This window comes from Pigmentiphaga kullae, from assembly GCF_004216695.1.
GTDB classification, from domain to species: Bacteria; Pseudomonadota; Gammaproteobacteria; order Burkholderiales; family Burkholderiaceae_B; genus Pigmentiphaga; species Pigmentiphaga kullae.
In genome coordinates this window covers 570147-583476 of sequence record NZ_SGXC01000003.1, presented here as the reverse complement: position 1 = coordinate 583476, position 13330 = coordinate 570147, and the positions used below count along the sequence as shown (strand labels likewise).

9 protein-coding genes are annotated in these 13330 nt (G+C 68.2%); 7 read left to right on the top strand and 2 right to left on the bottom strand.

What is annotated here, in order from left to right; all coding sequences use genetic code 11:
- Positions 1–3: 3 nt before the first annotated feature.
- From EV675_RS25535 to EV675_RS25525, 3 genes are all read left to right on the top strand, one after another.
- The gene (locus EV675_RS25535) at positions 4–1179 is read left to right on the top strand and encodes an ABC transporter substrate-binding protein (protein ID WP_130361244.1); all 1176 of its coding nucleotides are present in this window, start codon (positions 4–6) and stop codon (positions 1177–1179) included.
- Between the two features lie 91 nt (positions 1180–1270).
- Entirely contained in the window at positions 1271–2437 is a 1167-nt protein-coding gene (locus tag EV675_RS25530) for an ABC transporter substrate-binding protein (RefSeq protein ID WP_130361242.1), read from the top strand.
- An 87-nt stretch (positions 2438–2524) separates the two neighbouring features.
- On the top strand, positions 2525–3469 hold the full coding sequence (locus tag EV675_RS25525) for a glycosyltransferase family 9 protein (RefSeq protein ID WP_242621598.1): 945 nt from the start codon (positions 2525–2527) through the stop codon (positions 3467–3469).
- On the opposite strand, the gene msbA is transcribed toward EV675_RS25525, so the two are convergent.
- Positions 3453–5120, bottom strand: a complete 1668-nt coding sequence (msbA, locus tag EV675_RS25520) for a lipid A export permease/ATP-binding protein MsbA (RefSeq protein WP_242621632.1) — start codon at positions 5118–5120, stop codon at positions 3453–3455. The two genes, EV675_RS25525 and msbA, sit on opposite strands and share 17 nt — an antisense overlap.
- A 213-nt stretch (positions 5121–5333) precedes the next feature.
- Here msbA and EV675_RS25515 point away from each other — a divergent pair, with 213 nt between their 5' ends.
- Genes EV675_RS25515 through EV675_RS25500 form a run of 4 tightly spaced genes read left to right on the top strand, consistent with a single transcriptional unit; the run spans position 5334 to position 9821 of the window.
- Positions 5334–6293 (top strand): glycosyltransferase family 9 protein, encoded by a 960-nt coding sequence (locus EV675_RS25515; protein WP_130361240.1) that lies wholly within the window; start codon positions 5334–5336, stop codon positions 6291–6293.
- Positions 6294–6298: 5 nt separating this feature from the next.
- The gene (gene rfaQ / locus EV675_RS25510) at positions 6299–7447 is read left to right on the top strand and encodes a putative lipopolysaccharide heptosyltransferase III (protein WP_165404772.1); all 1149 of its coding nucleotides are present in this window, start codon (positions 6299–6301) and stop codon (positions 7445–7447) included.
- A complete protein-coding gene (locus EV675_RS25505) occupies positions 7444–8520 on the top strand; it encodes a glycosyltransferase family 4 protein (RefSeq protein ID WP_130361236.1) in 1077 nt (358 codons plus the stop codon). Before rfaQ ends, EV675_RS25505 begins: the two co-directional genes overlap by 4 nt.
- The gene (locus EV675_RS25500; protein ID WP_130361234.1) at positions 8517–9821 is read left to right on the top strand and encodes an O-antigen ligase family protein; all 1305 of its coding nucleotides are present in this window, start codon (positions 8517–8519) and stop codon (positions 9819–9821) included. The genes EV675_RS25505 and EV675_RS25500 overlap by 4 nt, the downstream gene beginning before the upstream one ends.
- Positions 9822–9824: 3 nt before the next feature.
- Here EV675_RS25500 and dnaE read toward each other — a convergent pair whose 3' ends face one another.
- A complete protein-coding gene (gene dnaE, locus EV675_RS25495) occupies positions 9825–13316 on the bottom strand; it encodes a DNA polymerase III subunit alpha (protein WP_130361232.1) in 3492 nt (1163 codons plus the stop codon).
- Between the last annotated feature and the right edge of the window lie 14 nt (positions 13317–13330).

Here is a 13330-nt window from a genome sequence, read left to right as displayed (position 1 = left end):
TCCATGACTTTGCAGCGCCCAGTCCCGGCCCTGGTGGCCAGCCTTTGCCTCGCGTTCGGCGTCACCGCCGCCGCGCACGCCGACATCAAGATCGGCTTCCTGGCCACGATGTCCGGGCCCGGCGGCACGCTGGGCCAGGACCAGTACGACGGTTTCATGCTGGGCGTGGAAGCCGCGGGCGGCAAACTGGGCGGACAGGCGGTCAGGATCATCCAGGAAGACGACCAGCTCAAGCCCGAGGTGGGCCGCCAGGCCGCCAAGAAACTGATCGAGCGCGACCGCGTGCAGATCGTTACCGGGCTGAGCTTCTCGAACGTGCTGATGGCGGTCTATCGCGACATCGTCAACAGCGGCACCTTCCTGCTGGTGAACAATGCCGGCCCCAGCCAGATCGCCGGCCAGATGTGCTCGCCCCTGTATTTTTCCACGTCCTGGCAGAACGACCAGCAGCACGAGGCCATGGGCAAGTACGCCCAGCAGAAGGGCTACAAGCGCGTGGCCCTGATGGCGCCGAACTACCAGGCCGGCCGCGAGGCGCTGACGGGCTTCAAGCGCTACTTCAAGGGCGAAGTCCTGAGCGAGACCTACACCCAGGTCAACCAGCCCGACTACTCGGTGGAAATCACCCAGCTGCGCACCGCCAGCCCCGATGCCGTCTTCATCTTCTATCCCGGCGGCATGGGCGTGAACTTCGTCAAGCAATACCACCAGGCCGGCCTGCTGGGCAAGGTGCCGCTGCTGTCGGGGTCGACGGTGGACGGCACGACCCTGCCGGCGCTGCAGGACCTGGCCCTGGGCGTGATGTCGGGCGGACCGTGGTCGCCCGACCTGCCCAATGCGGCCAACCGCAGCTTCGTCGAACAATTCCGCAAGAAATACGGACGCGTTCCCTCGCACTACGCGGCCTACGGCTACGACTCGGCGCAGGCCCTGAACGCCGCGCTCAAGGCCACCGGTGGCCGCCTGGACGACAAGAAAGCCTTCGAACAGGCAATGGTCAAGGCGAATTTCCCCTCAGTGCGGGGCAACTTCAAATTTAACAATAATCACTTCCCCGTATCGAATTACTACGCATTCGAAGTGGTGCGCGATCCCGCGGGCGGCGTGACGCTGGCCACGCGGGAAACCGTGTTCCCGGACCACCAGGACCCCTACCATGGGGAGTGCAAGCTGAAATAACCGTCCGGCACCGGCGTCGCGCCGCCGACCGCAGTATCCCGGGGGCCGGGCATCCGGCCTCATCCACCCCGCAGGCAAGCCAGGAGTCCGCATGAAAACCGCCAAACTGATAGCCATCGCATCGATACTGCAAGCGGCCTTCGCCGCCCCCTCCTTCGCCGCCGTCAAGATCGGCTTCGTCTCCACGCTGTCCGGTCCGGGTTCGGTGCTGGGGCAGGACCAGTACGACGGCTTCATGCTGGCCGTGGAGCAGGGCCAGGGCAAGCTGGGCGGCGTCGACGTCCAGGTCCTGAAGGAAGACGACCAGATGAAGCCCGAGGTCGGCCTGCAGGTCGTGCGCCAGTTGCTGGAACGCGAGAAGGTGCCCGTCATCACCGGCCTGATCTATTCGAACGTCATGATGGCGGTCCATCGCCCCATCACCAGCGCCGAGGTCTTCCTGGTCGGCTCGAACGCCGGCCCCACGCCGATCACGGGCAAGGGCTGCTCGCCCTACTTCTTCTCCACCTCGTGGAACAACGACCAGTTGCACGAGGCCGGCGGCGAGCTCGCCAACAAGATGGGCATCAAGAAGGTGCACCTGCTGGCGGCCAACTACCAGGCCGGCAAGGACGCCATGGAAGGCTTCAAGCGGACCTTCAAGGGCCAGGTGGTGGGCGAGACCTTCACCCAGGTCAACCAGCCCGACTACTCGGTCGAGATTTCCGCGCTGGCCGCCAACAAGCCCGAGGCCATCTACACGTTCTACCCCGGCAGCATGGGCGTGAACTTCGTCAAGCAGTACCGGCAGGCCGGCATGTTCGACAAGGTGCGCATGCTGTCGACCTCGACCATCGACGGCTCCACCCTGCCCGCCCTGCAGGATGCCGCGCTGGGCGCGGTCACGGCGGCGCCCTACTCGTCCGACCTCGACAACCCGGCCAACAAGAAATTCGCCGACGCCTTCCGCAAGAAGTACAACCGCGAACCTTCGATGTACGCCGCCCAGTCCTACGACGCCGCCAGCCTGATCGCCTCGGCCCTGGCCAAGACCAAGGGCAACGTCTCCGACAAGGCCGCCTTCCGCGCGGCGCTGCGGGAAGCCAGGTTCGACTCCGTGCGCGGCTCCTTCGCGTTCAACACCAACCAGTTCCCGATCGCGCCGTTCTACCGGGTCGACGTGGCCAAGGACGCCAGCGGCAAGCCGGCGTTCGTGACCAAGGGCGTGATCTACGAACACAGCAAGGACTCGTACGCGGGCGAATGCCAGATGAAGTGATGCTGGCCCCCGTGGCATCGCCATGGGTTGCATACAATAGGACCCCGTGGGCCGCCCGGCCCACGGTTTCATCCTAGCCCAGACATCGTGCCGCCCAACAAGGACTCCCTGGCGAAAGTCGCCCTGGTCACCTCTCCCGCCATCGGCGATTCGCTGCTGTCGATGACGGTGGCCCACAACCTGCGCCGGTCCGGATCGGCCGTCACCGTCTTCGGTCCCCATGTTCATGCACTGCGGCGCTGGTTTCCCGGCATCGACATCCAGCCCGGGCTGTCGCCCGACGGCGCCGGCCTCGCGCTGGAAGCCTTCGGCACCGTCATCCAGCTGCACGACCACAGGCCGCTCCCGGACTTCACCGGACTTCACCCCCGCGCCATGGTCCTGGAAGACTTGTGCCGCATGCGCTCGCCCAAGTCCATGGCCACCCGGCTGACCGAGTTCTGCCGGAACGGCCTGGGGCTGGTGGACGCGGAAAAACACAACGGCCTCCAGCCTCCCGCCGGCCTCGCCCATCGACTGCATGCCTCGCGCGTGGTCATCCACCCCGCCGCCAGCACGCCGGACAAGTGCTGGCTGCCCGCGCGTTTCATCGCCCTGGCCAGCCGTCTGCGCGACGAGGGATTCGATCCGCAATTCATCGTCGGCCCCGCGGAACGCCCGCAATGGGAACCCCTGCTGCGCGCGCAAGGGCTGGGGCTGCCGGATCTCGGCGGCCTGGACAACGTCGCCGCCTGGGTATTCGAATCGGGCTGGTTCATCGGCAACGACTCGGGCATCGGCCATCTGGCCTCCAACCTCCATGTCCCGACCCTGTCGCTGTTCATGCGCCAGGGAGGCGCCAGGACCTGGCGACCCGACTGGGGGCCGGGACAGGTGCTGATCGGCAGCGCCGGCATACCCACCGGCCGGCTCAAGGAAAAGCTGTGGAAGTACGTGCTGACGCCTGGCCGGGTCGCCCGGGCCTTCGCGCGCCTGCGGGGCCAGGAAACGGTGCAGGCCGCAGGCCTGCCCGGGATCACGCTGCTTCGCTGAACTGCATCTTGTAGAGCGTCGCGTACAGGCCCTCCGCAGCCAGCAGGTCCGCATGGGAACCCTGTTCGACGATGCGCCCCTGGTCCAGCACGATGATGCGGTCGGCGTTCTGCACCGTGGTCAGCCTGTGGGCGATGACCAGCGTCGTGCGCCCCGCCATCAGGCGCTCCAGCGACGCCTGGACCTGGCGCTCGGATTCGTTGTCCAGGGCCGAGGTGGCCTCGTCCAGGATCAGGATGGGCGCATCCTTGATCAGCGCCCGCGCGATGGCCAGGCGCTGCCGCTGGCCGCCCGACAGCCGGGCGGCGTTCTCGCCCACCTGGCTGTGCATGCCCCGCGGCAGCGAATCGACGAATTCAAGCAGGTTCGCATCGGCCAGCGCCTGGCGGATGGCCGCTTCCGACGGCTCGGTATTCGCGCCGTAGCTCACATTGGCGGCGATGGTGTCGTCGAACAGCACCACATCCTGGCTCACGAGCGAGATCGCGTCGCGCAGGCTGGTCAGCGTCAATTCGTCGATGGGAATGCCGTCCACCCGGATCGATCCCGCCGTGGGCAGCGCGAAGCGGGGCAGCATGGAGACCAGCGTGGTCTTGCCGCTGCCGGACCGCCCGATGAAAGCCACCGTCTGGCCCGGCTCCACCGTGAACGAGATCTGCTCCAGCGTGTCGCGGCCGGCGTCGGGAAAGCGATGGGACACCCGCTCGAACTCGATATGCCCGCGCGCCGGCCTGGGCAGCTGACGCACGCCGTCATCGCGTTCGGGTTCCTCGTCCACCAGCGCGAACACGCTTTCCGCGGACACCAGCATGCGCTGCATGGGGCTGGCGACATTGGCCAGCCGCTTGAGCGGATCGAGCATCTGCAGCATGGCGGTCACGAAAGCGGCGAAGCCGCCCACGGTGATCTGGTTGGCGCCCGACTGCCCGAGCGCGGTCGACACCACGACCGCCAGCGCCACGGCGGCGATGGCCTGGGTGATGGGCGCCGAGGCCGCGCCGGCCACCGTGTTGCGCATCGCGAAGCGCCGCAGCCGGCCGTTGATGTGCAGGAAGCGCTCTTCCTCGTGGGCATAGCCGCTGAACAGCTTGATGACCCGCTGGCCATCGATGGCCTCGCTCACCACCCGGGTCAGCTCGCCGTTCATGGTGATGGTCTCGCGGTTGATGCGGCGGATGCGGCGCGCGATGGCGCGCATGATGAAGGTGGACAGCGGAAAGGCCACCAGCGCGATCAGGGTCAGCTTCCACGACAGGTAGAACAGCACGCAGGCCAGCGAGATCACGATCAGGGTCTCGCGCACCAGCACCGTGATGACCTCGGTGGCCAGCTGCATGACGTTGGTGGCGTCGACCACGAAGCGGTTCAGCAGGACCGACGACCCCATGCGCTTGAAATAGCCGTCGGGCAGGCGCAACAGGCGGTCGAACATCTCGCGCCGCAGGTCCGCCAGCACGTGGTTGGCGGACCAGGCCATGAGATAGTCGCTCAGGAAATTGAACGCGCCGCGCACCAGGAAGATGCCGACGATGGCCAGCGGGATCTTCCATACATAGTCCGGATTCTGGCCGTTGAAGCCGCCGTCGAGCAGCGGCTTCATCAGTATGGCCAGCAGCGGCTGGGAGGCGGCCACGCCGACCAGGAACAACATGCCGAGGGCCAGCGCCTTCCAGTATTTCAGGACACGGCTATAGACGCGGCGCCACAGTTCGGATTTGACGGGTTGGGAGTTCACAAGGTGCTCGTGGTGGGCCCGGCCGCGGGTGGCGCGCGATTCGCGCTACGGCAGGCCCGCCGCTTACAATAGAAAGCTTCCGATTGTACGCGCAGCCGCCACGCCCGACCTGCCTTGTTGACGTCCTCGATGCCTGAAGCCGATCCCGTACACGTCCGGCTGCCCAACTGGGTGGGCGACGCCTGCATGTGCCTGCCCGCGCTGGAAATGATCCGGCATGCCGGGCATCCCCTGGTCCTGCACGGACGCCCCTGGGCGCGCGAACTGCTCGAAGGGCTGTCTCCCGCGGGGTTCGTCCCGCTGGGCAAGGCGTTCGGGCCCAACCTGGCCGCCACCCGGCAGGCGGCGCGCGCGGGCGGCAAGCTCCGCGGCGTGGTCTTTCCCAACTCGCTTTCCAGCGCCGCGCTGTTCCGGCTGGCCGGCATCCTCGCGGCCGGCTATCGCGGCGACGGACGGGCGCTGTTCCTGCGCTGGGCCCTGCCCAAGCCACGGGGGCTCCATGAAGTGGAAATCTTCCACCACCTGGCGCGCGAGACGCTGCGGCGCTGGCATCCGGGCATCGACCTGCCGGCCGCCCCCGGCCCTCGGCTGGAGCTGCCCTTGACGCCCGCGCACCGGGACACGGCCGATCGCGTGCTGGCCGATGCCGGCATCGGCCGCCCCTTCGTTCTGCTGGCCCCGGTCGCGACCGGCCTGCACCACGGGCGGCCCAAGGCGTGGCCCTTGTTCGCCGATCTGTCCCGGGCGCTGGCCGCCCAGGGGGTGGCATGCGTGGTCTGCCCTCCGCCCCACGAAACAGACGCCACCCGCCAGGCTGCCCCGGCGGCGACCGTGCTGCCGCCCCTGGGGCTGGGCGCCTTCGCCGCCCTGACCGCCAGCGCCGCGGCGGTCGTCTGCAACGACTCGGGCACCTCCCACGTCGCCGCGGCGGCCGGCGCGCGCCAGATCACCCTGTTCGGCGTCACGCGCCGGGAACGCACCGGCCCCTGGTCGCCCGAAGCGATCTGCCTGGGCGCCGAAGGCCAATGGCCCGCCCTGCCCGACGTGCTCGACGCGGTACGGCGCCTGGTGTCCTCTTCTTCGACATGAGCCCCATGCCCGCCCGCGCCCCTCGACGAGTGCTGGTCATCGCCCTGCGCTATCTCGGCGACGTCCTGCTCACCACCCCGCTGCCCCATGCGCTGCGCGCACGCTACCCGGACTGCCAGGTCGACATGCTGGTGTTCCGCGGAACCGAGGGCATGCTGGAGAACAACCCGGACGTCCACCAGGTCTTCACCATTGCCGAACGCCCGGCCAAGGGCGAAGTCCGCGCCATGGTCCGCCGGCTCTGGCGCCGCTACGATCTCGCGCTGGTCCCGCAGCCCGGCGACAAGCCCCATCTGTTCGGCCTGACATCGGCGCGGGTACGCGTCGGACTGGTGCCGCCCGAGGCCGGCCATGCCTGGTGGAAGCGGCTGTCGCTGCGCCATCCGCTGGTCATCGACGAGCACATGCACCGCGTGCACGAGAACGAAAGGGTGGCCGCCCTGCTGGACCTTGCGCCCGCGCGCACGCTCGTGCCGCCCACGGCCCACGTCCTGCGCGACGCCTGGGGCGCCCGGCTGGCCGCCCTGGCGCCCGAAGCGCCCCCCTTCGATGCACGCCGGCCCTATGCGGTCATCCACCCCTCTCCGCGCTGGCGCTACAAGCAGTGGCACGCCGAGGGCTGGCGCGGCCTGTTCGCCAGCCTGCACGCGCGCGGCCTGCAACTGGTCCTGAGCGGAGGGCCCGGCGAAACCGAGTCGCAGTATCTCGACAGCCTGCTGGAGGGCCTGGACGAAAACGTCCGGCAGGCCATCGTCCGGGTCCAGGGCCGGCTGAGCCTGGCCGAACTGGCCGACCTGCTGCGCCATGCCACGGTCTACGCCGGCCCCGACACCGCCACCACGCACCTGGCGGCGGCCTGTGGCACGCCCACGCTGGCACTGTTCGGTCCCACCGACCCGCGGCAATGGGGTCCGAGCCCCGCCGCAGGACTGGATCAGCCGTGGTCCAAGGCCGCGCCGCGGCAGATACGCGGCAACGTGCTCATGCTGCAGGAACTGGTCCGCGATTGCGTGCCCTGTCAGCGCGAAGGGTGCGACCGGCATCGCGGCAGCCACAGCGACTGCCTGGACGGGCTCGCGACCGCCACCGTGGTCGCCGCGGCGCAGTCCCTGGTGGACGCCGCCGTGCCGGCCGGGCAGGGAGCCGGCGCATGAAGCTGGCGATCGCCTGCCATCGTTTCGGCTACGGCGGGGGCATGGAGCGCTACGCCATGGACCTAGTCAAGGGCCTGCGCCAGCTCGGCATCCGCCCGGTCGTCTTCGCCCGCAGCTTCGATACGGACATCCCGGAATACGCGTTCATCGAACCGGTGCGTATCGCGGTCCGGGCCCTGCCGGGCAAACTGCGCGATCACTATTTCTCCTGGCGCCTGCGAACGCTGAAGGCCGCCCATGGCGTTGACCTGCTGATCGGCTGCAGCCGCACGGCCGTCTCCGACGTGGCCATCTGCGGCGGCACGCACCTGGGACATCTGGCCCATGCGAACCGGCGGCCCACGCGCTGGGACCGCTGGCAGATCCGGCTCGAACGCGCACACTACGCCCAGGCGCACCTGGTGCTGGCGCATTCGCGCATGATGGCCGACGAACTGCGCCGCTACTACGACGTGCCGCAGGCGCGGATACGCGTACTGTACCCACCGGTGGACGTGGACACATTCAGCCCCGTGGACGCCGCGCGGCGGGCCGAGCTTCGCCGCGAACTGGGCATTCCGGAAGGCACCACCGCCTTCCTGTTTCCCTCCACCGGCCACGAACGCAAGGGCTATCCGATGCTGGAAGCCTGCTTCGGCGCGACCGACCTGCCGGTTTCGCTGCTGGTGGCCGGCCGGCCGGTGGAGCCGCGTTCCCCGAAGATCCGCTACGTCGGCTACCGCCAGGACATCGCCGACTGCTATCGGGCGGCCGACTACACCATCCTGGCCTCGCGCTACGAACCCTTCGGCCTGGTCGGGCCGGAATCCGTGCTGTGCGGCACGCCCACCGTGCTGCCCCGCGGCATAGGCAGCACCGAGGCGCTGTCCGAGGAAGCCTGCCTGGCCTTCGACGTCGATGCGCCGGCATCGCTCGCGGATGCTGTCAGGCGGGCAGAATCGCGGACACGGGAAGGCCGTGCCCGCCTGGCAAGCCCGCTGAGCCATCTCTCCTACGCCCCCGACACCCGCGCCCATGTCGAGGCCCTCCTGGACCTGTCCGCAACCCTGCGCTCTCCTTCCGAGGTTTCATGAGCCGTTCCATGCCCCAGCACGGCGGGCTCCCTGTCCCGCTGCTGTTTCTTTCCGCATTGGCCGTTTCCCTGGTACCCGCCCTCGCGCTGTGGATGCGGGGAAGCGCCAACCAGTTGCTGTTCCTGCTCCTGCTCTTCGCCCTGATCGGCACCGCGTGGCGGGGCCGCCTGGCGCCCCGGGATCGTTTCGTTCCCGTCGTCCGCCGGTACTGGCCGGTCTGGGCCGCGCTGGCTGCGCAGTTTCTCGCCGCCTGTGTCAGCACCGTCGTGGTGGGCCTGCGCGATGCGCGCGTGTTCGACGACCCCAGCGTGCTCGATACCCCGCTGCGCATGGCCCTGTTCGGTCCGCTGCTGTGGCTGCTGCTGAACGTGCCGTCGCGCTGGCTCAGGCAGATCCAATGGGGCTGCGTGGCCGGCGCATTGATCGGTGCCGGCATCCTCCACTACCAGATCGGCCTGTCGCCCGAGGGCCGCCCCGCACAGATCCTGTTCTCCAACCTGCTGCCGTTCAGCAACATCACGCTCCTGCTGGGCCTGTTCTCGCTGCTGACCCTGGGCTGGTCCGATCGCGCCACGGTGCGGGGCCGGATCGGCATCGCGCTGAAGCTGCTGGGCGGCGCGGCGGGCCTGTACGTCGCCTATGCCTCCGGCACGCGCGGCGGCTGGCTGGCGCTGGGGGCCTTCGCGCTGGTGTTCTTCTTCCTGATGTCGGGCAGCGTCTGGCGCAAGCTCCTGGCCATGGCGGCGCTTGCCTGTGCGGTGCTGGCCGTGTACCACGCCAGCGACCTCGTCAACCAGCGCGTGGACGAGGCCTATACGGAGATACAGGAGTATCGCAAGGGCCAGGCCCTCGACTCATCGGTGGGCAACCGCCTGCAGCTCTGGTCCGCGGCGCTGGAAGTGTTCGAGGCCCATCCGCTGGTCGGCGTGAGCCGGCAGGACTACCGCCGCACGATGCGCGAGGCGGCCAGGCAGGGATTGATCACCAAGCACGCCGCCGAGTTCCGGCACTCGCACAACGAGTTCCTGTTCAACCTGGCCACGCTCGGCATCCTGGGCGGGTTGGCGATCGCGGCGGCCTGGCTGGTGCCCGCCTTCTTCTTCGCGCGGGCCACGCGCCGTGGCGGCCGCGATGAAAGAATCGCCGGCACCATGGGCCTGCTGCTGGCGATCGGCTTCCTGGTATTCGGCATGACCGAGGTCATGTTCGCGATGTCGATGGTCGCCGCGTTCTACACCCTGATGATCGCGGCGCTGATGGCCATCGTGATACGCGCCGGCCGGCACGAGCCGGCCGCCTAGGCCCTAGTACTCCAGCCCGACATCGGCCGGCTGCCCCGTCAGCTTGCCCAGCTGCTGGATCAGCACATCCGGCACCCGCACCCGCCAGTCCTCGCTCAGGCGCACCACGCACTTGGCATCGCCCCGGTTGTAGACGATCTCGACCGGCGTACCCGGGAAGCCGTTCTCGGGGTCGGCGCGATGCGGGTTGAGGACTTCGCGCAGGGAATCCGCGTGCGCGTTGCCGTTCAGGCGGATGGACAGCGCCCGGGCCTTGGCCTCGCGCGCCATCTGCAGGTCGAACAGGTCGTCGGCCACGATGCGCATGCCGCCGGAGTATTCATCGTTGCTGACCTTGCCGGAAATGATCAGCAGCTGGTCTTCGCGCAAACGGCTGCGATGGCGCTCGTACAACTCGTTGAACACCGAGATCTCCACCTGCGCGGTACCGTCGTCCAGCACGGCGAACACCATCTTCCCGCGCCGCGTCATCTGCGTGCGCACGGCCGACAGGATGCCCGCCATCCATTGCAGGTCGCGGCTGGGCTGCAGGTTGGACAAGGGGTTGCGCACGAACCGGCGGACCTCGTTGCGGTAGGCGTCGAACAGGTGGCCGCTGAAGTAGAAACCCAGCGCGGTTTTTTCCTGGCCCAGGCGCTCGCGTTCGTCCCAGGGCTCGACGTCGGCCAGGTCGCCCGCCAGGTCGGCGTGGTCGTCTCCGCCGAACAGCGAGACCTGGCTGGCCGCGCGGGCGGCCTGTTCGGCGGCGTCCATGGCCGTGCCCAGGGTGGCCAGCACCGCGGCGCGGTTGGGCGACAGCGTGTCGAAGGCGCCGGCCTTGATCAGCGCTTCGATGGCGCGGCGGTTCACCACGTGGCGGTCGATGCGCCGGCAGAAGTCGAACAGGTCGGTGAACGGCCCCTTCTCGGCCCGCGCGCGCAGGATTTCCTCGACCGCGCTCTGCCCGGTGCCCTTGACCGCGCCCAGCCCGTAGCGGATGGTGCGCGGCGGCTGCCCGCGCGCCGAGTGTTCGTCCAGCACCGGTTCGAAGCGGTAGTTGGACAGGTTGATGTCTGGCGGCAGCACCTTGACCTTGTTGGCCACCGTGTCGGCCCAGAAGATCTGGACCTTGTCGGTGTCGTCCATGTCGGACAACATGGTGGCGGCCATGAACTCGGCCGGATGGTGGGCCTTGAGCCACGCGGTCTGGTAGGCGATCAGCGCGTAGGCGGCGGTGTGCGACTTGTTGAAGCCGTATTCCGCGAACTTCTCCATCAGGTTGAACAGCGTGACCGCGATGTCGGGGTCATAGCCCTTCTTCTCGGCGCCCGACTGGAAGATCTCGCGGTGCTTGGCCATTTCCTCGGGCTTTTTCTTGCCCATGGCCCGGCGCAGCATGTCGGCACCGCCCAGCGTATAGCCGCCGATGATCTGCGAGATCAGCATCACCTGTTCCTGGTAGACGATGACCCCATAGGTGCTCTTGAGCACTGCCTCCAGATCCGAGTGGAAGTATTCGGCCTTGGCGCGGCCGTGCTTGCGGTTGACGAAGTCGTCCACCATGCCGGAGCCCAGCGGCCCCGGCCGGTACAGCGCCAGCACGGCGATGATGTCTTCGAAGTTGCTGGGGCGCAGCTTCTTGAGCAGTTCCTTCATGCCGCGCGATTCCAGCTGGAACACGGCGGTGGTGTTGCCGTCGCTCAGCAGCTTGTAGGAATCCAGATCGTCCAGCGGCAGCGCCATGACGTCGAAGTCGCGCATGCCCTCGTTGAACTCGCGCACATAGCGCACGGCCCAGTCGAGAATGGTCAGGTTGCGCAGGCCCAGGAAGTCGAACTTCACCAGGCCCACGGCCTCGACGTCGTCCTTGTCGAACTGCGACACGGCGATGTGGCTCTGGCCCGGCTGGCAGTACAGCGGGCAGAAATCGGTCAGCTTGCCGGGGGCGATCAGCACCCCCCCGGCGTGCATGCCGATGTTCCGGGTCAGCCCTTCGAGCGGCTGGGCCAGGTCGATCAGCGCGTGCGCTTCCTCGTCGTTGTCGTAGCGTTCCTTGAAGGCGGGCTCTTCGTTCAGCGCGCGTTCCAGGCTCCACGGATCGGCCGGCGAGTGCGGGATGATCTTGGACAGGCCGTCGCAGAACAGGTAGGGCAGGTCCAGCACCCGCCCCGCGTCGCGGATGACCGCCTTCGCGCCCAGAGTACCGAAGGTGGCGATCTGGCTGACCGCGTCGCGTCCGTATTTCTGCTTGACGTACTCGATGACCTTGTCGCGGTTGTCCTGGCAGAAGTCGATGTCGAAGTCGGGCATGGAGACCCGCTCGGGATTCAGGAAGCGCTCGAACAGCAAGTCGTAGCGGATCGGATCGATATCGGTGATGCCCAGGCTGAAGGCCACCAGCGAGCCGGCGCCCGAGCCCCGGCCCGGACCCACGGGCACGCCGTTGTTCTTGCCCCAGTTGATGAAGTCCTGCACGATCAGGAAGTAGCCGGGAAAGCCCATGTCGATGATGGTCTGGCATTCCTTGTCCAGCCGCTGGTCGTATTCCTCCTGGTGCGCGGCGCGCTCCTTCTCGTCCGGGAAGAGCTGCGCCATGCGGCGGGCCAGGCCCTCCCTGGACAGTTGCACCAGGTACTCGGCCAGCGTCACGCCCTCGGGCGTGGGGAAGTTGGGCAGCTTGGGATTGCCCAGCTCCAATGTCAGGTTGCAGCGCGTGGCGATCGCCACCGTATTGGCCAGGGCCGAGGGCACGTCGGCGAAGCGCTCGGCCATTTCCTGCGAGGACAGCAGGTACTGCTCTTCGGTGTACAGCCGCTGGCGCCGCGGGTTGGCCAGAATCTCGCCCTCGGCGATGCAGACGCGGGCCTCGTGGGCGCGGAAATCCTCGCGCTCGATGAACTGCACCGGGTGGGTGGCGACCACCGGCGCGCCGCACTCGGCCGCCAGCCGCATCGCGGCCTGCACGTAGGTCTCGTCGCCTTCGCGCCCGGCGCGCTGCAATTCGACGTAATAACCGCCCGGGAACACCTTCAGCCAGTGGCGCGCGAACGCCAGCGCGGCGTCCTGGTTGCCGGCCTCGAGCGCCTGGCCCACGTCGCCCTGGCGCCCGCCGGACAGGGCGATCAGCCCCGCGCCGTAGGTCTCGAGCCATTCGGGCCGGATCTCGCCGCGGCCGCGGTGCTGGTTGGTCAGGAAGGCCTGCGTGAGCAGTTCGCACAGGTTCAGGTAGCCGGCGCGGTCGCGCACCAGCAGCAGCATGCGATAGGGCTTGTCGCGGTCGGCGTCGTTGGTGACCCAGACGTCGCAGCCAGCGATGGCCTTGATGCCCTTGCCCCGCGCCGCCTTGTAGAACTTGATCAACCCGAACAGGTTGGACAGGTCGGTCAGCGCGATCGCCGGCTGTTCCAGCGCGACGACTTTCTTGACCAGGTCGGAGATGCGGACGATGCCGTCCGACACCGAGAACTCGGAGTGGACGCGCAGATGGACGAAGGGGGGGGTGGGCGACTGGGACATGCCGGCATTTTAGC

Bases quoted from the DNA above. Each gene is read 5' to 3' on its own strand.
- EV675_RS25535 (WP_130361244.1), top strand. From the start codon at position 4: ATGACTTTGCAGCGCCCAGTCCCGGCCCTGGTGGCCAGCCTTTGCCTC.
- EV675_RS25530 (WP_130361242.1), top strand. From the start codon at position 1,271: ATGAAAACCGCCAAACTGATAGCCATCGCATCGATACTGCAAGCGGCC.
- msbA (WP_242621632.1), bottom strand. From the start codon at position 5,120: ATGTTGTTCCTGGTCGGCGTGGCCGCCTCCCAGCCGCTGCTGGCCATA.
- EV675_RS25515 (WP_130361240.1), top strand. From the start codon at position 5,334: ATGCCTGAAGCCGATCCCGTACACGTCCGGCTGCCCAACTGGGTGGGC.
- rfaQ (WP_165404772.1), top strand. From the start codon at position 6,299: ATGCCCGCCCGCGCCCCTCGACGAGTGCTGGTCATCGCCCTGCGCTAT.
- EV675_RS25505 (WP_130361236.1), top strand. From the start codon at position 7,444: ATGAAGCTGGCGATCGCCTGCCATCGTTTCGGCTACGGCGGGGGCATG.
- EV675_RS25500 (WP_130361234.1), top strand. From the start codon at position 8,517: ATGAGCCGTTCCATGCCCCAGCACGGCGGGCTCCCTGTCCCGCTGCTG.
- dnaE (WP_130361232.1), bottom strand. From the start codon at position 13,316: ATGTCCCAGTCGCCCACCCCCCCCTTCGTCCATCTGCGCGTCCACTCC.